Raw genomic sequence first — 19,152 nt, forward strand, 5'->3', positions numbered from 1 at the left:
CCGCCCTATTCATTTTTAAACGTTACGATTTTTGCAGATCGAACTGAAACCGTTTGACGTTGGGCGCATCGCCTACGTTGATGGACGTCCCGTTCACTTTGACCTCCACTGCATTAGCTTTGCCCAAAATCATATACGCGGAACCGTCAACCTCCCACGATTTGGCTTGGCCGTTCGTAAAGGTGCCCTGCTCGATCAGCTTCTTCTCGCCTGCCACCGAGTCCACCTCGGCCCAACAAGCATCGCCGGTTACTTTCAGTTCGATCGTAAGTTTGCCGGAGTTTGTCACCGCATAGTAATCGACGCCGCGTTCGCTGCTGACCAGCTTCACCTCCGGTTTGGTGACGGGCGTGGGAGTCGGCGTGGGAACCGGTGCCTTCTTGGGCTCGGAGAGCGCTATCGAGCTGCCCGCCGCACTTGGAGCCGGAGCCGCTCCTTCCGTCTTATCGGTGATGCGCTGGGTACCGCCGGCGGGCTGGCCTTTGGTCGAATTTTCGTAGTTGGCGTTCACGTAATAATAAATAATCCCGAGGATCAGAATGACGAAGGAGATCATCATAATATTGGACGCCCATTTGCTGAATCTTTCCGTATTCCGCGAGCTGACCCTCGGCTTGGTCATCGTCTCGATGTTCGCTTCCGGGGCGGGCGCCGGAATGACATTCTGGTACATCCGCACGACTTCGTTCGGGTCGAGACCGACGGCTTCCGCATAACTTTTAATGAACGCCCGCACATAAAAGTTGCCGGGAAGCACCTTGTAATTGCCTTCTTCAATCGCTTCCAAATAAGCTTTGCGGATTTTCGTCACTTCCTGCAGATCGTCCAGCGAAATTTTCCGCTCCACTCTTGCTTTTTTCAGTAACAGTCCGAGCTCGGACACAAGTTCACCTCCCGGCTTTCCAATAATCCCCGCTTAGCTTGGCCATTAATATTCGTCGAAGCCGCTCGTAAAGGTTTCGTACGAAATTTCTTCGTCCGGCGTATTGCGCAGCTCTACGATATAGTCAAACGTATCATAAGTATATTCCGATTCGCGGATAAAAATATCCGGATGCTCAATCACTTTGGTGGACGGCATCGCCATCACTTCCTGAAGCAGACCGTAATGTTTTTCGTTGGAGCGGATCGTCGAAACGATGCCGTCGATTATGAAAACATTGTTCGGGTTAAGCTCGTCTTCCGACATTTGGCTGCGAACCGTTTGCCGCAGCAGCGTGGAGGAAACGAACGTCCACCGTTTTTTGGCGCAAACGCTGCCGGCAATGATCGATTCGGTTTTGCCGACGCGCGGCATCCCGCGAAGCCCGATCACCTGGTTGCCTTCGCGTTTGAAAATTTCGCCGAGAAAATCGACCAAAAGCCCCAGCTCTTCCCGGGTAAACCGGAACGTCTTGCGATCGTCGGAATCACGTTCGATGTAACGGCCGTGTCTGACCGCGAGTATATCGACAAGTTTCGGCGTGCGCAAAGCGTTCACAGTAATATTATCTACTTTTTTCAACATTTTACCCATAATTTCAATTTTTTCATCATCGTTGGTTTGCAGCAGCATGCCGCGGGTGCGGTCCTCCACCCCGTTGATCGTCACGATATTGATATCCAGCATCCCCATCAGGGAAGCGATGTCCCCGAGCAACCCGGGACGGTTTTTATGTATTTTATATTCCATGTACCATTGTTTCGTTTCCAATTCGAAGGCACCTCATTTTCAGTCACATTTCTACAAAAATATTCTACAATGTTCGTCAAATTCCTTCCGAAGTCCTATAAATTTATTTCTTAGTAACTGAAGCTTCGGAGTTAGAATAGTACTGAATTCCGGACGGATCGCTATTTTTGACGATATTATCCAATATTCCGCTCAAAATAACATCCCAATTCAATTCCAGCTTGTCTTGGGCCATATTCACGACAGGAATATTGAGCGACTTCAAGCGCTGAAGGGATGCTCCTTCAATCGGCGTATAGGTCACGATCCATCTTGCCCCGTGCTGGCGGGTTTGCAGGCTCAGCTGATTGAACCACGGATTGCCGCCGTCTGTGTAAACGATGTGATCCGCCTCCTCGGAAGGAGCCCATGCGGAAGGGATCGGCTTGGAGGTTTCCGTAATCCATTCGATCGGGAGTCCCAAGTTCTGCTGCTGCTTCACCCAATCGTCCCATACGTTTTGCCGAAGCGCCGGGTCGGCACGTTTATAGGTGACGTGCCCGTATACCGATTGCACGACGCTGCCCGGAAAATCATCGTCGAGCAGCACCCACTTTTTATCCGGCATTTGTGCGGACAGCGGCAGTGCTTGTTCGGATAAGCCGTTGCCGACTGTGATAACGTAGTCATAAGGGACCGTTTGAATTTTACCGGTAATCTCCTGAAGATTTTGAGCGCCGCTTATCCATTCGTATGATATGTTTTGCGTTTGCCGCCAAACAGGGAGTGCCTTTTGTACGGAAGCTTGCGCCTCAGGCGATAAATTCGCTCCGGTCACCATCAAAATCGCAGGTTTCTTGTCCATTTCCTCTTGGGATATGGCAGGGAGATTTTTACCGCAGCCACTTAACAACAAAGCCACAACCATCATGCAAAAAACGGAAGCCTTTCCTTTCATTAAGACGATTCATTCCTCTCTAAAGTTGCCAATTCCCCAAAAAAACCGATTCGACTTCCAGTATACCATGAAAAGCAGAGAAAAGCCTCCGTTATGGAGGCTTTCACATTTATGCGTTCGTTTTTGCCAGTTTGACCATCATTTTGGCGAGACATTTGCGCTCCTGCTCGTCGCCGACGTCCCAAAGCTCCTTCAATACGCGCTCTTCCTTGTTTTCCGGATCGACTTTATCGGAAAGAAACTCACCGATTTGGAATGCCAACTTGGAGATCGTTTCTTCCGTCATACCGGCTTGTTCCGCTTGAGTGACGCGCTGACCGAGGAATTCTTTCCAACGCTCGAACACTTTCAGCACAGTTGCCATGATAGCAGCCTCCTTTTGAAAAGTTGTCATTACGATTAGTAATGTTCTCAAAGAAGGCGGTTTTTATTCGAAGCTACGTGTGCCATCCGCCGTTCGGACTGATGATTTGCCCGGTAATGTAGCCGGATTCAGGCAGCGCCAAAAAATAGACGAGCGAAGCGATTTCCTCGGGAGAGCCGAAGCGGCCTGCAGGAATTTCGTTTTGCAGCGCCGCTTTCTCATCTGCATTGAAGCCGGACATCATCATCGTGTCGACGGCTCCCGGAGCCACCGCATTGACGGTAATGTTCGACGGGGCAAGCTCTTTGGCAAGCGCTTTGGTGAAGGCATTGATGCCCCCTTTGGCCGTCGAATAAACGACTTCGCACGATGCGCCGGAAATGCCCCAAATGGAAGAGACATTGATAAACCGTCCGTATTTTTGCCGGATCATATGCGGCATAAACGCCTGGGTGACGAGAAATACGCCTTTCAAATTGACTCCCATCACCTCGTCCCAGTCCTGCTCGCTCACATCGGATAAAAGCCCGTAATGGGATATTCCCGCATTGTTGACGACGACATCGGGAGCGAAGCCGTGGTGGATAATTTTATCCTGCATGCGCAAAATTTGCTCCTTCGAACGAAGGTCCGCCGTGACCGTCAGGACGTTTGCTCCATGTTTCATGCAGTTTCGCGCCACCGCGTTCGCCGATTCGTGGGACTGCAAATAATGAATGATCACGTTCATGCCGATCGATGCGAAGCGCTCCGCAATAGCCGCTCCGATGCCGCGGCTGCCCCCGGTAATGAGCACCGTCTGTTCGGTGAACGGTTTATTAAACGTCATGCCGCTCACTTTTCACAATCGAGATCGCCAACTGGTTCCAGTCGAAATGCTGCCGCAGCCTTTCATTCACATCATCCAGCGTCATCTGCTCATAAACCGGCAAAATATCGAACAGTTCAATACCTTTAAATTGGTATTTCGTAAATTCGTTGGCGATCGCTTCCGGCGAGTTGAGCTGGCGCAAAAAGCTGCCGATTCGCTTGCGGCGGCTGCGTTCGAAATCCGATGCGTCGATCCCTTTCTCCTTCGCCCGGTCGATGGCTTGGCGGATCCGATCGATCATTTGGTCCGGATCTTTCGTATCCCCCCCGATGATCGAAAACGCATATTGCTCGCTGATATTGTACTCGTGGCCGAAGTTGTCGGAGATCAGATTGTCGTCATACAGCGACTGGTAGAGCGACGAGCTGGCGCTCAGCATAATATCCATCATCAGCTTGGTGGCCAGCTCCCGCTTGAGCAGAGCCGCTCCGGCCAATCCATGCTCCGGCTCCTTGCAGCCGAACAAACATTTGGGCAGCGATACCGGAAGCGTGGATACCCGCTTCTTCTCGCCGACGGCCGTAGGCTCCGGATCGAAGTACCGTTCGATTCGGCCTTGCGGCCCGTAATTTTTTTTCGCCTGATTGTCCCGGATGAACTGGAAAATGCGCTCCGGCTCGACGCCGCCGACGACAAAAAGGCTCATATTGCTTGGATGGTAAAACGTGTTATAGCAATCGTACAGCGTCTCCTTGGTGATTTGAGAGATCGACTCGATCGTACCGGCGATGTCGATATGCACGGGATGCACCTGATACATCGCTTCGATCAGCCCGAAATAGGAACGCCAGTCCGGGTTATCGCGGTACATATTGATCTCCTGGCCGATGATGCCTTTTTCTTTTTCCACATTTTCATCGGTAAAATAAGGATTTTGCACGAAGTTGACGAGCGTTTCCAGGTTTTCCATGATCGAGCCGGTGGCGGAAAACAAATACGTCGTGCGGTCAAAGCTCGTAAACGCATTGGCCGAAGCGCCCTGCGAAGCGAACGTGGCAAATACGTCGCCTGTCGGCTCCTCGAACATTTTATGCTCAAGAAAATGGGCGATGCCGTCCGGAACCCGGATATCTTGACCGCCTCCCACCCGAAAATGGTTGTCGATGGAGCCGTATTTGGTCGAAAACGTCGCATACGTTTTGCGAAAGCCTTCCTTCGGCAGGACGTATACCTTTAGCCCGTTCGGCATTTGCTCGTAGTATAACGTTTCGTCTACATGAGTATATGGCAGCACTTGCATCGTTCTATTCCCCCTTCCGATCCCGTAAAAAATAGATCGTATCCAGCTTGACGCGGCCGGCCATTTGCCGGATTTCCTGCTTGCCCACGCGTTCCACGGCTTCGATCAGCGTCGGTACCGTTCGGGAAGCTCCGGACAGCACATTGTTAAAATCGAACCCGATCGTTTCGAACGCGGAATCCTGAATTTCGTACAATTGGTTCGTGATCATCGCTTTCGTTTGATTGAGCTCCGTATCGGATATGTCGCCCTGCTCCATGGACACAAGCTGCTGCTTGATGATCGATACGGCTTTCTCATAATTGCCGATTTCAATGCCGGATTGAATCGTCATGATGCCTTTATGACCGTCCAACCGGGAAGACGCATAGTAAGCAAGACTTGCTTTTTCCCGGACGTTGGTGAACAGCTTGGCGTGCGGATATCCTCCGAGAATGCCGTTATACATCAGAGCTACCGGATACTCCTCGTCCGCATACGTTATGTAGGAGCGCAGGCCCATATTGAGCTTGCCCTGATTCACATCGAGCCGCTCGACAACCTCTTTCACTTCGCTCACTTCCGGATTGGTCGACCTCAGCGCATAAGTGGCCGCCGTGCTGCGATCCGTCCGGAAATATTGCTCGATGAGCGGCGTTACTTCTTCCAGCGTCGTGCTTCCGACGATGTAAATATCGATTGGCGCCGTTTTTAACCACGACTGATAATGCTCGTAGAGCGACTTTGCGTCAATTTCCTGCAGCGCTTCGATTTTGCCGAGTGGATGAAGCCGATAAGGCTCGTTTTTGCACATTTCTTCAATGCAGCGTTCCGCCGCGTAGCGAATTTTGTCATTGATAATCGCTTCCAGCCGTTTCTGAAGCGTCGTTTTTTCCGAATCCACGTATTTGCTGCGAAATTGTCCTTTTTCCAGGACGGGTTCGGTGAGCGTCTGTCCCAAAAATTGCAGCGCCTGCTTCAAAAGCGGTTCGTTGGATGAGACGAACCGGTCCTGAATGACGTCCATCCGGAATTGGACGATCTGGTAATCCCCGCGTTTGTAAATATCGAAGCCGAGTCCCGCTCCGTACATATCGTCGAGACGCTCGCGGAACTGCTTGGTTTCGGGGTAGGCCTGCGTGCCGCGGCGGAGTACGAAAGGAATTAACGCTGTCGGCGTCACCGCTTGCTCCGCCAGCGGAAGCCCGAGATATACGGAAATGGCGAAAGTTTTAAACTGATCGGTCGGCAAAACGTGAATGCGCATTTGACGGACGGTGCCGCGCTCAAATTGAATCGTTTTCAATGGCGTGTAGCTCCCTTCCTTTACAAAGGATGATACCATTATATTCCTCCTAAAAGAGAAGAAGCAACCGCAGACGGGTTACTTCTTCAATTTTTCGTATTATTTGCAGAAAATGTGTTTGCCGATTCGTTTGATTTGCGGTCGGGACCAAATCCATTTCGATGTGGCCGTATCCGGGTTAAAGTAATACAGCGCTTCTCCCGTCGGGTCCCATCCGTTTAATGCGTCTCTGACCGCTTTCTTCGAAGTTTCGTTCGGCGTCAGCCAAATTTGTCCGTCGGCCACCGCTGTAAATGCGCCCGGCTGGAAAATAACGCCGGAAACCGTGTTCGGAAAGCTCGGGGATTGCACCCTGTTCAAAATAACCGCCGCCACCGCTACTTGACCGATATATGGCTCGCCACGGGCTTCTCCGTGTACGGCATTGGCCATCAAATTTAAATCCTGTTCGGATAAGCCCATTTGATTGACAGGGGTCACATTGGTCGGAGCTTCTGCCCCTGCGGCATTCCCTGCTCCGCCTCCTCCTCCGCCACCGCCACCGCCTACGACAGATGGAGGCAGGTCCGCCGCTGTCGGCTTCCAATCTTTGGTAGCCTCCCACAGCTTTAGCTTCGTTTTGTCTCCGACAACGCCGTCTACGGGCAGTCCGAATTCGGATTGAAACCATTTCACGGATCTTAGTGTTCTATATCCGAAATCGCCGTCCACATCCCCGGTATAGAAACCCAAATGTTTAAGTCGCCCTTGAAGCTCATATACGTCTTTGCCTACGGCGCCATATCGGATATCCCAGTTCTCGAAGGTCATCTTCGAGTTCATGCTTTGCTTGAGCTGATAGCCGCCGAAAAGCAAGGTGACCACGCAAAACGTGATAATGATCAATCGTTTGTTCATCAAGTGCATTCACCTTTCCCCTTGTTATCAACCTAACCTATTTAAGGTTATTATGAGAAAGGTTGAGCAGTTCTATGCACAGAGGTCACCCCCTGCCCTCTTTAGGGGGCTTCTTCCCTCCTAAGTCCCCCAGCGGGGGGACCCATACGCTCAGGTGCAATGTTATCAGGTTAGGTCCAAATCTGGCCCAGGGTCATAAAGGAACTACAATGCGCTTTAATGGCCATTTCGACTGATTCGCCAAGAATAAAGGAACTCAGATGCGTTATTTTCCTTTTTTCCATATATTAAGCAATTTTCCGTATATTTAACGCATCTCAGTTCCTCTATTTTTCAGATTTGCTTATTTTCCCGAGAATAACGAATGTGAGATCCTCTATGTTAGTGCAACTATATACGCCGCATAACAGGTCGGTTGAATCCAAGATTCCAAGAAAACGAGTTAACTTGACAACATTGTGCTAAGGCGCCCTGGCCCCGCCCGTTAGCGGGGGTGCGCGCTGCTAGGTCGCGTTCGTCCTGCCATCGTTTTGCTGACGCAAACCGCTCGCAGGACACGCATGACTTTTGCGGGTGTATCTAATAACCCGGTTCGTCTGGGTCCGGGATACGGCAATGACCATTGCAGGCTGCACCTGTACAGAAAATCGAGTAGGCCCATGAATGAATTCATGGGCCTCTCACAGAACCGGACGTGCGGGTCATCGCATCCGGCTCCTCCGCGCTTATCCCCGCTGGGGATGATGTTCATTATAGATGTCTACGAGAAAAACGAGACCTCTTTCTCTGAACCAATCGTTTGGCATTGCAACACTGGCTGGCTTGGATAGCGAGCTTCTCCATGCGAACATACGCATCTTGGGAAGCTCTCCCCTCCACTTATTCTTTCTTAGTGCCCTGTAGAAGTTCTTCGGCTTTTTCCAGCTCCGCAACTGTACCATCCGGAGCCTTCTCCTTATCCATGCATCGTACTCTCTCATCAGACTTCCTACGTTGCCCCAGCCAAAATAGCTACCCCATCCACGTAAATATGGATTCAACTTCTTTCGGATCAGCTGTTCCACATTCACCGTTTGGTTCCGCCGCGTAATTGCTTTCACGCGTTCTTTAAATTTCTGTTTGGCTTTCGAGGATGGAGTAACCCAAAATCCCGGTTTAAACTCATGACCTAGGAACATAAAGGACTGTTCCAAGTTGTTCACGATCTTGGTTTTCTCCGGGTGTACTTTGAGCCCAAGCTCTTGTTCCAGTAGACGAATAACACCTTGGAGTACCCTCTCTGCCCCCTTTTGGGATTTGCAGCAGATCACAAAATCATCGGCGTACCGTGTTATACGGTGCTTCCGTTCAGTCATGAGCTTATCCAGCGGGTTTAGGTAGATATTCGCCAAAAGCGGACTAATAACCCCACCCTGTGGACTTCCTTGCTCGTTCAGGTGAAAACTTCCGTTCTCCATGACTCCGGACTTTAAGAAGCTTTCTATGAGCTTTAGGACACTACCATCCACCACTTCTTCCTTGACGGCCTTAAGCAACTTGTCATGTGGAATGAGATCGAAATACGATTTCAGGTCGGCGTCGATCACATAAACGTATCCATCCATGAGATCTTTCCGAATGTTCTCCAGCGCCATGTGTGCACTGCGTCCCGGGCGAAACCCAAAACTACACTCCATAAATGTCGCCTCGTAAATCGGTTCGAGGATTCGGCGGGTCGCCGCCTGTACTACGCGATCGCGAATTGCGGGTATCCCGAGCGGCCTTTGACCCCCATTTTCCTTGGAAATGTACATGCGCCTGACCGGCATCGGCTTGTATGCCTTCGCCCGCAGCTCCTGCTGAAGCGTTCTTAAGTTACGCTCCAGTTCACTCTCGAATACCTTTATGGTCACTCCGTCTACTCCCGCTGCTCCCCGGTTGCGCTTGACCTCCCGGAATGCCTCCTCAAGGTTCGGCATCGCCCATATCTTGTCGATGAGGCTGTGCCATCTGCGTTTTCTCGGGACTTCTACTCCCTCACGAAAGCCTACCTCTCCTTTTCCTTCCTTCATGTCTCGTGTTCCTTCCCTTTCAGTTTCCGGACGTATAGCTAATCTTTCAGCCTTTCCGGTTCCCCTTCGGTACTCCGCCCCAGACGGCCTACCCTTTTGTTCAGCCCCGGCTCTTCGCTCTTCTTGGCTCCCCGGCTTCTGTCTGGCACATGACGGCTTCCTAGGTGGTTATGCTTTTCTTCCACGGTTCCGGGCTTCGCACCAAGTCTTTGCCTTTTGGGTCTAAGCTTGCACCGACAACGTTGGTGTCGGTTCACTTGCCATTGCGGCTTTTCCGGCAAGCTTTCTCACTACTATCCCTTCGTATGACTGCTCACCATCCATCATTCTGTCTTAGCCCTATAAGCCTTGAAAAGAGTTTACCGCTATGCGGAAGACGATAAGCCCTCCTTGGGTCACGTCATCGTCTTTCCCCCGAATCCAGTCCTCCTAACTTTCGAAGCCTATGGTGGTATAGGACGTCCCCTTCTCTTGCAGGGTTATCCGGCTTCGCCAGCCAACATGGTTCATGCCGCCTGTTCCGGGTTTTGCCTTCTGATCCTCCGCACCCTCCCTTACGGCCAGAGCACTACCAGTCGGCTATGCGCTTCCGCCACCCCGCGGTGCGCTCGGGACTTTCACCCGTTAGTACGATGCGCTGCCAAGCGCACAAGAACACTTCTCCGCCCTTTAACGGAAAGTGTTCTTCATATTGAGCTGTTTCGTACTTCGGTCCCTCAATGACTATGAGCTTAAACGGTTCTGCTGATACTGCTCGAGGGTGACGAGCACCTCGCGCGGTTTGCTGCCCTCGTAAGGGCCGACGATGCCTCTGGCTTCCATCGTATCGATCAAGCGGGCCGCTCGGGTGTAGCCCACGCGCATGCGCCGCTGGAGAAGCGAGACGGACGCCTGCTTCGCTTCCAAAATGATTTGGACCGCCTGGTCGTACAATTCGTCTTCGAATTGCTCCGTTTCCGCGGATTGCTCTTCCACCTGCGGAACCATATCTTCCACGTAGGTGGCTTGACCTTGGTTTTTCCAATAATTCACCACGGTCTCAACCTCTTGGTCGGACAAAAACGCCCCTTGCACGCGAATCGGCTTGGAAGCCCCCATCGGCAGGTACAGCATGTCCCCGCGGCCAAGCAGTTTTTCCGCACCGACCATATCGAGAATCGTTCGCGAGTCGACCTGCGACGATACGCCGAATGCGATTCGCGACGGGATGTTCGCTTTGATCACACCCGTGATGACGTCGACGGACGGTCGCTGAGTCGCAATGATCAAGTGAATGCCTGCAGCACGAGCCATTTGTGCCAGGCGGCAAATGGAATCCTCAACATCGCCGGCAGCGACCATCATCAGGTCGGCGAGCTCGTCCACGATGACGACGATGAACGGAAGCGGCTCTCCGGAGCCCGTTTCCTTTAGCATCGTGTTGTAGCCTTCAATGTTACGCGTGCCGCTTTTGGAAAACAGCTCGTACCGTTTCTCCATCTCGACGACAACTTTTTTCAAGGCGAGCGATGCTCTGCGCGGGTCGGTAACGACAGGAGCAAGCAAATGCGGTATGCCGTTGTACACGTTAAGCTCGACCATTTTAGGGTCGATCATCAGAAACTTGACTTCATCCGGCCGGGCCTTGAACAAAATGCTCGTGATGATCCCGTTGATGCATACGGATTTGCCGGAACCGGTCGCGCCGGCTACGAGCATATGCGGCATTCTCGCCAGGTTGCCGACGATCACCTGACCGGAAATGTCGCGGCCGAACGAGATCGACAGCTTCGAGCCGGCATCCTGGAAAGCCGGACTTTCCATCACCTCGCGCATCGTGACGACGGATACCTCGGAGTTCGGCACTTCGATGCCGATTGCGGATTTGCCCGGAATCGGCGCCTCCATTCGAATGTCCTTTGCGGCAAGCGCAAGCGCAATGTCGTCCGTCAGGCTGACGATCCGGCTCACCTTCACGCCGACGTCCGGCTGGATCTCAAAGCGCGTCACCGCCGGGCCTCTGACAACTTCAAGCACTTTCGCGCGGACGCCGAAGCTTTCGAGCGTAGCCTCCAGCTTGCGCGCTACCGCCTTATAATCAAGCGATTCGGAACCTTTCCCGTTTGCGGGCCGGGCCAGCAAGCTGAGCGGAGGCAGCTCGTAAGGAATATCAGCCGGTTTGTCCGACATCGCAAATTCAACATGAACCTGCTCCTCTGCGCTGTCCTTCTTTGCAGGAGTTGGAGCGGATACGGGCGAAGGTGCGGGTGGTGCGGATGAAGCAACCACCGTCTTCTCCTCCTGCTTAACTTGTTCCTGAAAGTCTCGAATTACAGGGATATGCGGGTCTTCTTTCCCATCGTTCAGCGGCTCATCATCGTATGCGTCGTAAACCTTAACCGATTCATCCGCAGCCGGCTCAGCCTGTTCCTTCATCCCGATTTGCTCTTCTTCGCTTTCCACATTTTTACGTGACGACTTTTTCTTGTTCAGCTTTTCCTGGGTCGGGTTCAGCAGCTCGAGAAAAAGCGGTTTCTTTTTGCCCGTCCGCTTCGGTTCCGGTTTGTAGCTTTCTTCGTCGAATTCTTCATCTTCGAATATGTAATTTTCCGCAGCCGCAGGCTTCGGTTTTTTGACGGGAGCCGGCGCCTTTTTCGGCTGCTGCTTCCAGCTCTTAATGAGCTTGGCCAGCGAAGAGTCGGACCAGGACAATCGTCCCCGCAGCTTGCTTCCCAGTTCGATATACGAAATCCCGGTCACAAGCGTAAATCCGACGATAAATAACGTATATTGAAGCAGCCTTGCCCCCCAATTGTCGAACAAAAAATAAAGCACGCTGTAAAGCAGCGCCCCGATCATGCCGCCGCCGACTTCGTGGGTTAAAATGTCGCGGGCCTTGTCCGACGAATTAAATCCGTTCACCATGCTGCTCCACGTATCGCTGATAATGCGTCCGGCCGTGTAGTCTCCCTTCGGATACAGCATCCCGAAAAGGTTGATATGGCTCATGATCAAAAGACCGCATACAAACAGCAGCACGCCGAATTTCCTCGTAGACCGCCAAGTCGGCCACTCTCTTTTCATCATGACATACAAGCCTACGAATATAAAAATAAGCGGGATGACAAAATCCCACGTGCCGATCAGAAAACGGAACAAGTATGTCAGCGACCTGGCCACGGAGCCTTCCCGCGACAGCGCGATGACCGAAAAAATCAAGATGAGGATTCCGTAAAGCTCATATTTTAAAGTCGCTTTCAGGGCATTGCTCTTCTTCCTCGCCTTTGCCAAAACAATCCACCCCCAAGTGTTGATTATATCACACCTGGGGGTGAAGCTTAAACAATTCCCAAAAGGTCCGAAAGTTTCGAAAGTTCCACGGTGCTTACCGCAAAACCGGCTGAAATTCGATCAGCTTGCCCGGAGCGTATTGAGGGTTCAAATAATCCTGCAATTCACAGCTTAATATTCGAACAATCGAGGCTTGGCGTTCATTGATGGCTTGAACCTGCATATGTACGCCGTTCAGCGTAATTTCGAAGTAAGACGGTTCCTCCTGCTTATCAAAACCTTCCATGACGATGTCCATCGGCATCGGCGTGTAAAAAATCATTGCACCATCCCCCCGCTTTTCATCGATCTTCTTTCCTCGATGCGGCGGTTCAATTCCTTCATCGCGTCGCCGAGTCCTCCAATGCCGTCGATCAGGCCGTACCGTACGGCATCCGAGCCGATGACAGTCGTTCCGATATCCCGGGTAAGCTCCCCCGTTTTGAACATCAGCTCTTTAAACTTCTCTTCCGCCACCCTCGAATGGCGCGTTACAAAACGGATAACGCGTTCCTGCATTTTGTCCAAATATTCGAACGTTTGCGGAACGCCGATGACAAGCCCGTTCAATCGAATCGGGTGTATCGTCATCGTCGCCGTTTCGGCTATGAGGGAATAGTTGGCCGATACGGCAATCGGCACACCGATGCTATGCCCTCCTCCGAGCACGAGCGCAACCGTCGGCTTGGACAGCGAAGCGATCATTTCGGCGATGGCGAGTCCCGCTTCCACATCTCCGCCGACCGTATTTAACACGACGAGCACCCCTTCTATTTTGGGGTTTTGCTCGGCGGCAACGAGCTGCGGAATCAGATGCTCGTATTTGGTTGTTTTATTTTGAGGGGGTAAAATCAAATGGCCTTCGACTTGCCCGATAATCGACATGCAGTAAATGTTCGATTCGCCGGAAGTCGGCGTATTCGTCTGGCCCAGCTGCTGAATCGTATCTACGGTCGTACTGCGCTTATCATCCTGCTGAGGCATTTGCGGGTCTTGCTGTTTTGTTGTCAAATCTGTCATGGTGTCATCCTCCCGTCCTTGGTCACTCCCATAGTATGGATTGGCGAGTGAAATTTATTCTTTGTTTGACGGATGTCCGCCCCCCTAAATCCCCCCATCGGGGGACCCCAGGCCGTTGGCGGACGTGCGTGCCCTCGTGCCCGCGGTTGTCCGGCACGATTCGGCTGACGCCGAATTGGTGCAGGACACGCTAAACTGTACTGCTTATAGTCTCTATACTTTCCTAAACCATACTTTTCCAACACTAAAAAAGCTTTCCCGAGGAGCCATTGGCTGATTCGGAAAAGCTTTTGAATGTTTTATAAACGGTAAGTGACTTGACGTGGAATGTTAGACTTCCATGATGATCGGCAGGATCATCGGTCTTCTTCTGGTTTGTTCATATAAAAATCGTCCCAACGCATCTTTTACGTTAGTTTTTAGAGACGCCCACTCATTGACGTTTTCGCCCATCAAGCGATTGAGTGTGCTTGTTACGATGCGGTTCGCTTCGTCCAGCAAACCTTCGGATTCGCGAACATAAACGAAACCGCGGGAAATGATATCCGGACCGGACATAATCGAGCCGTCCTGTTTGCTGAGCGTTACGACAACGACCAAAATGCCGTCTTGTGACAACAGCTTGCGGTCCCGCAGCACGATGTTGCCTACGTCGCCTACGCCAAGCCCGTCAATCAGCGTATTGCCTGCCGGTACTTTGTGGCCTTTCCTCGCCGCACCGTCCTGGATTTCCACCGTATCTCCGTTATCGAGGATGAAAATATTTTCCTTCTCGATTCCGACGGATTCTGCCAGCTGCCCATGCTGACGAAGCATACGATACTCACCGTGAATCGGAATAAAATATTTCGGCCGCATCAGGTTAAGCATCAGCTTCAGCTCCTCCTGGCTTCCGTGTCCCGAAACGTGAACCCCGGTTACCGAACCCGGACCGTAGATGACATGCGCGCCGATGCGCATCAACTCGTCAACCGTACGGCCCACATACCGCTCATTGCCCGGAATTGGAGTCGCAGCAATAATGACGGTGTCACCCGGTAAAATATCGACCTTCCGGTGTGAGGATCTAGCCATTCGCGTCAGTGCCGACATCGGCTCCCCCTGGCTTCCGGTAGACAAAATGACGACACGGTCTGCGGCCAGCTTATTGATCTCTTCCGGTTCGATCAGCATGCCGTCCGGAATGTGAAGATAGCCGAGTTCGCTGGCGATGGTAACAACGTTTACCATGCTGCGGCCGATGACCGTCAGTTTTCTGCGGGTCGCAACCGCCGCATCGATTACCTGCTGAATCCGGTGAATATTGGAAGCGAACGTGGCGACAACGACGCGCTGCCGGGCTTTGCGGAAAATCTCCTCCAGCTCCGAGCCTACGCTTTTCTCCGAAGGAGTGAATCCCGGGCGCTCGGCGTTCGTGCTATCGGACAAAAGCGCCAAAACGCCGCTTGCGCCGATTTCCGCCATGCGCTGAAGATCCGCATACTGGCCGTTGACCGGAGTATGATCGAACTTAAAGTCGCCGGTATGGACCACATTGCCTTCCGGTGTGGCCAGGCACACGCCGACCGAATCCGGAATACTATGATTCGTCTTGAAGAAAGTGGCAGTCATAGTGCCAAGCTTAAGCTCCGAATCCGCATTAATGAGTATCCGTTTCGTTTCGCCGAGCAAACCGGCTTCCTTCAGCTTCGTTTCGATCAAACCGAGCGTCAGCTTCGTTCCGTACACCGGGACATTCAGCTGCTTAAGCACGTAAGGCAAACCGCCGATATGATCCTCATGCCCGTGAGTGATTAAAATGCCTCTGACCTTATCTCGATTCTCCGTCAGGTAGGAGATGTCCGGAATGACGATGTCGATACCGAGCATATCCTCCTCCGGAAATTTAAGTCCACTATCAATGACTACAATATCGTTTGCATACTGCACCACATACATATTTTTACCGATTTCGCCCACGCCGCCCAGAGCGAAGATCGTTAGCTTATCCGTATTTTTCTTTGACAAGAATATACCTCCTTAATGTAATTGACGACGATTCCCGTATGAGTTGCAAACCAAAGATTACCGCACCAGTCACTTGCCATCATTATACATGATAAAAAACATCAATTACAAGTTTGCTCCCGTTTACGGTATATGCTCTCCAAAAAAATAAAACCGATGCTTACGCAGCACCGGTTTTATCATATGGTTTACGTATTATGCAAAAAGGGATTGGATGAATTTCGCTTGATCTTCCGTCACGTCGACCAGCGGCAAACGAACGCCGCCGACTTCGATGCCTCTTTGATTCAGCGCATATTTGACCGGCACCGGATTCGGCGCGCAGAACAGCCCCTGAAGCACCGGCAGCAGCTGTCCGTGCAGTTTGGCTGCGTGCCGGACGTTCCCGGCCAAATAAGCCTCGATCATTTCTTTCATTTCCTTGCCGACGACGTGGCTGGCCACACTGACGACACCGTAACCTCCGACGCACAGGGTGGGCAGCGTATTGCTGTCCTCGCCGGTGTATACCCGGAAATCCGGAGCCGCATCACGAACGATCTGGGTCAGCTGATTCGTATCGGCGCAATCTTTCGTCGCCACGATGTTCGGGATATGGGACAAGCGGATCGTCGTTTCCGCGCTTACATTGACGCCCGTACGGCCAGGAACGTTGTACAGGATGACGGGAATGCTGACGGATTCGGCAACCGTTTTAAAATGCTGATACAACCCCTCCTGGGAAGGCCGATTATAATAAGGAGCCACCAAAAGCAGTCCGTCCACGCCGATTTTCTCGGCTTCTTTCGACAGATGGATCGAATGCTTCGTATCGTTGCTTCCCGTGCCTGCGATAATTTTGCAGCGGCCTTTCGCATAATTCAGGCAAAACCGGAACAGCTCCAGCTTCTCCTCGTCCTCCAAAGTCGGGGATTCGCCGGTTGTCCCGCTGACGACCAGCGCATCGCTTTTTTGCTCGTCAACCAGGTAATCGATTAATTTCTCCACCTGCTTCCAATCGATTTGCAGCTGATTGTCGAATGGTGTCACCATTGCTGTAATTAATCTTCCGAATTCCACGTACATCTTCCTCCTGACCGGTAAAAGTTACTAAGATTATTTATGAAGCTCAAATTTCCGATGAAGCGCCCTGACCGCACGCTCCATATCTTCACCTCTCACCAATACCCATATGGTAGCATTGGAGTCGGCCGATTGCAAAATCGGAATGTCCTGATCCGTCAGCGCTTCGACAATAAGCGCCATGACGCCCGGAACCCCGTTCATGCCGCCGCCGATGATCGACACCTTGGCGCAGCCGGACAGACATTTAGGCTTATGCCCGAGCGAAGTTAAAATATCGGTGGCCCGCCCGGCTTCATGATCGAATACCGTATAGACGACGCCTGACGGGTTGACGTTGATGAAATCCACGCTGATCTGATTTTGCGCCATTGCCTTGAACACTCTAAGGTGCAAGTCGTATTGTCCGTCCTCGGCCAATACTTGAATCTGCGTAATGTCCGAAAAGCTCGCAATCCCCGTTACGAAACGGTCGCGGATTTTGCTGCCTGCCGATTTGGCCGCTTCTGCGTTCGTTACGAGGGTGCCCTCTTCCTTGCTGAAGGTCGAGCGTACCCGCACCGGGATGTTCGCGTGCATAGCCACCTCCACGGAGCGCGGATGAATGACCTTAGCTCCGCTGTGCGCCATGTTGCAAATTTCCGCGTAAGAGACGACCCTGAGCGGTTTTGCATCCTTCACTATCCGCGGATCGGCGGTTAAAATACCGTTTACATCGGTAAAAATATCGACGACTTCCGCTTTCAGTGCACCTCCGAGTGCGGTCGCCGACGTGTCGCTGCCGCCTCTTCCGAGCGTCGTAAAATCCCGCCTCTCGGTTTCTCCTTGAAAGCCGGTGACGATCACCACCTTGTCCTGCTCAAGATGCTCGATAATTCGTGTCGGCGTAATCGACAAAATTTGTGCATTGCTGTAATCGTCATTCGTCAAAAAGCCGGCTTGGCCGCCCGTGAGAACGACGGCCGGAATCGTGGCGGCGTTCAGCAAGCTGCAAAGAACAGACGCAGAGATGATTTCTCCGCAGCACAAAAGCAGATCGCGTTCGCGCTTCGGCAAGCGATTGCCGTTTTGCCGGATCAAGTCCAGCAAGGTGTCCGTCGCGTACGGCTCACCTTTTCTTCCCATAGCGGAAACGACTACGACAAGTTTGTAGTTTTCATTGAGTGCGTCCCGGATGTGACCGATAACATGATCTCTAGCTTCAGGGGTGGAAAGGGAAGTGCCGCCAAATTTCTGCACCAAGATCTTCATGATCTTCCACCTCGCCGTATACATGATCGGGGAGCTCTCCGGCGAGGAAAGCTCCCTTCATGAAAAAATCCACGGTTATCGAAAGGCCGCTTTCCTGCTTAGGGAAAGCATTATCCGTTGGATTTAATCCGTTTCAATCGCGATATATTCCGCGATTTGCACCGCATTCCACGCCGCGCCTTTCAACAGGTTGTCGGAAACGATCCACATGTTGAGTGCGCGGGGATTGCTCAAATCGCGGCGAAGACGTCCGACATACGTATCCAGTTTTCCGGCCGCATTCGTCGCCATCGGGTATTCCTGTCCGGACGGGTCGTCCTGAAGCACGATGCCCGGCGCATCCGCGATGAGTTTGCGAACTTCCTCCATCTCGAAATCGGATTTCAACTCGACATAAACCGACTCGGAGTGGCCGTAAACGACCGGAATGCGTACACAAGTGGCGGTGACTTCGAGTGACTCGTCACCCAGAATCTTTTTTGTTTCATTAATCATTTTCATTTCTTCGTAAGTAAATCCGTTGTCGACAAATTTGTCGATTTGCGGAATGGCGTTAAATGCGATTTGGTGCTTCACCGGCAGCGAAGATACCGGCAAAATTTGCGGCTCGACGTCATTGCCGGCCAAAATCTCCCGGGATTGTCTCAGCATCTCGTCAATTGCACGAGCACCCGCTCCGGATACCGCCTGATACGTCGAAACGATGACGCGCGAAATGCCGTACCTGTCATACAGCGGCTTTAATGCGGCAACCATCTGAATCGTCGAGCAGTTCGGGTTGGCGATAACACCTTTATGTTCGTTAATTTTGTCGATATTCACTTCCGGCACGACAAGCGGCGTTTCCGGATCCATGCGGAATGCGCTTGTATTGTCGATGCATACCGCACCGCGCTTAACCGCTTCCGGAACCAGAACCCTGCTTACGTCGCCACCGGCGCTGAACAGAGCGATTTCGACGCCCTCAAAGCTTTCCGGCTTTGCGGCTTCCACGGTAATTTCTCGGTCTTTGAAACGGATAGCCGTGCCTGCCGATCTTTCGGAGGAGAGCAGCTTGAGCTGATCAATGGGGAAATTGCGCTCATCCAGCAAACGGATAATTTGTTCTCCTACGGCGCCCGTTGCCCCGACAACGGCGACATTGAATAATTTTTGGTTCGACATCCGGATGTCTCTCCCCTTGCTC

General features: G+C 52.1%; 16 protein-coding genes. All 16 read right to left on the bottom strand.

Going from position 1 to position 19,152, the window contains the following annotated elements; all coding sequences use genetic code 11:
- Positions 1-22: 22 nt before the first annotated feature.
- Complete coding sequence (locus tag MYS68_RS13315; RefSeq protein WP_248926303.1) at positions 23-883, bottom strand: helix-turn-helix domain-containing protein; 861 nt, start codon at positions 881-883, stop codon at positions 23-25.
- Between the two features lie 45 nt (positions 884-928).
- Positions 929-1,693 (bottom strand): DUF3388 domain-containing protein, encoded by a 765-nt coding sequence (locus MYS68_RS13320; protein ID WP_248926304.1) that lies wholly within the window; start codon positions 1,691-1,693, stop codon positions 929-931.
- Between the two features lie 82 nt (positions 1,694-1,775).
- Positions 1,776-2,516 carry a hypothetical protein gene (locus MYS68_RS13325; RefSeq protein WP_248926305.1) on the bottom strand — a complete coding sequence of 247 codons (741 nt, stop codon included), beginning with the start codon at positions 2,514-2,516 and terminating at the stop codon, positions 1,776-1,778.
- A 202-nt stretch (positions 2,517-2,718) separates the two neighbouring features.
- Positions 2,719-2,973, bottom strand: coding sequence for a DUF3243 domain-containing protein (locus tag MYS68_RS13330; protein ID WP_248926306.1), 255 nt, complete (start codon positions 2,971-2,973; stop codon positions 2,719-2,721).
- A gap of 73 nt (positions 2,974-3,046) precedes the next feature.
- Positions 3,047-3,802 (bottom strand): elongation factor P 5-aminopentanone reductase, encoded by a 756-nt coding sequence (ymfI, locus tag MYS68_RS13335; protein WP_248926307.1) that lies wholly within the window; start codon positions 3,800-3,802, stop codon positions 3,047-3,049.
- Positions 3,792-5,084: an EF-P 5-aminopentanol modification-associated protein YfmH gene (gene yfmH, locus MYS68_RS13340; RefSeq protein ID WP_248926308.1), complete on the bottom strand. Its 1,293-nt coding sequence runs from the start codon at positions 5,082-5,084 to the stop codon at positions 3,792-3,794. Before yfmH ends, ymfI begins: the two co-directional genes overlap by 11 nt.
- A gap of 4 nt (positions 5,085-5,088) precedes the next feature.
- The gene (yfmF, locus tag MYS68_RS13345; protein WP_420852215.1) at positions 5,089-6,369 is read right to left on the bottom strand and encodes an EF-P 5-aminopentanol modification-associated protein YfmF; all 1,281 of its coding nucleotides are present in this window, start codon (positions 6,367-6,369) and stop codon (positions 5,089-5,091) included.
- 99 nt (positions 6,370-6,468) lie between these two features.
- On the bottom strand, positions 6,469-7,266 hold the full coding sequence (gene sleB / locus MYS68_RS13350) for a spore cortex-lytic enzyme (protein WP_248926310.1): 798 nt from the start codon (positions 7,264-7,266) through the stop codon (positions 6,469-6,471).
- A gap of 725 nt (positions 7,267-7,991) precedes the next feature.
- On the bottom strand, positions 7,992-9,317 hold the full coding sequence (ltrA, locus tag MYS68_RS13355) for a group II intron reverse transcriptase/maturase (protein ID WP_248924450.1): 1,326 nt from the start codon (positions 9,315-9,317) through the stop codon (positions 7,992-7,994).
- A gap of 723 nt (positions 9,318-10,040) precedes the next feature.
- Positions 10,041-12,587, bottom strand: a complete 2,547-nt coding sequence (locus MYS68_RS13360; RefSeq protein ID WP_248926311.1) for an FtsK/SpoIIIE family DNA translocase — start codon at positions 12,585-12,587, stop codon at positions 10,041-10,043.
- Positions 12,588-12,681: 94 nt separating this feature from the next.
- Positions 12,682-12,909: a YlzJ-like family protein gene (locus MYS68_RS13365; protein WP_248926312.1), complete on the bottom strand. Its 228-nt coding sequence runs from the start codon at positions 12,907-12,909 to the stop codon at positions 12,682-12,684.
- Positions 12,906-13,610: a ClpP family protease gene (locus MYS68_RS13370; protein WP_420852216.1), complete on the bottom strand. Its 705-nt coding sequence runs from the start codon at positions 13,608-13,610 to the stop codon at positions 12,906-12,908. The genes MYS68_RS13365 and MYS68_RS13370 overlap by 4 nt, the downstream gene beginning before the upstream one ends.
- Before the next feature lie 366 nt (positions 13,611-13,976).
- Entirely contained in the window at positions 13,977-15,653 is a 1,677-nt protein-coding gene (locus MYS68_RS13375) for a ribonuclease J (RefSeq protein WP_248926314.1), read from the bottom strand.
- A 195-nt stretch (positions 15,654-15,848) separates the two neighbouring features.
- Positions 15,849-16,712, bottom strand: coding sequence for a 4-hydroxy-tetrahydrodipicolinate synthase (gene dapA, locus MYS68_RS13380; protein WP_248926315.1), 864 nt, complete (start codon positions 16,710-16,712; stop codon positions 15,849-15,851).
- Positions 16,713-16,748: 36 nt separating this feature from the next.
- Complete coding sequence (dapG, locus tag MYS68_RS13385; protein ID WP_248926316.1) at positions 16,749-17,966, bottom strand: aspartate kinase; 1,218 nt, start codon at positions 17,964-17,966, stop codon at positions 16,749-16,751.
- A gap of 123 nt (positions 17,967-18,089) precedes the next feature.
- Complete coding sequence (locus tag MYS68_RS13390; RefSeq protein ID WP_248926317.1) at positions 18,090-19,130, bottom strand: aspartate-semialdehyde dehydrogenase; 1,041 nt, start codon at positions 19,128-19,130, stop codon at positions 18,090-18,092.
- Between the last annotated feature and the right edge of the window lie 22 nt (positions 19,131-19,152).

This window comes from Paenibacillus hamazuiensis (assembly GCF_023276405.1).
Taxonomy (GTDB): Bacteria; Bacillota; Bacilli; order Paenibacillales; family NBRC-103111; genus Paenibacillus_AF; species Paenibacillus_AF hamazuiensis.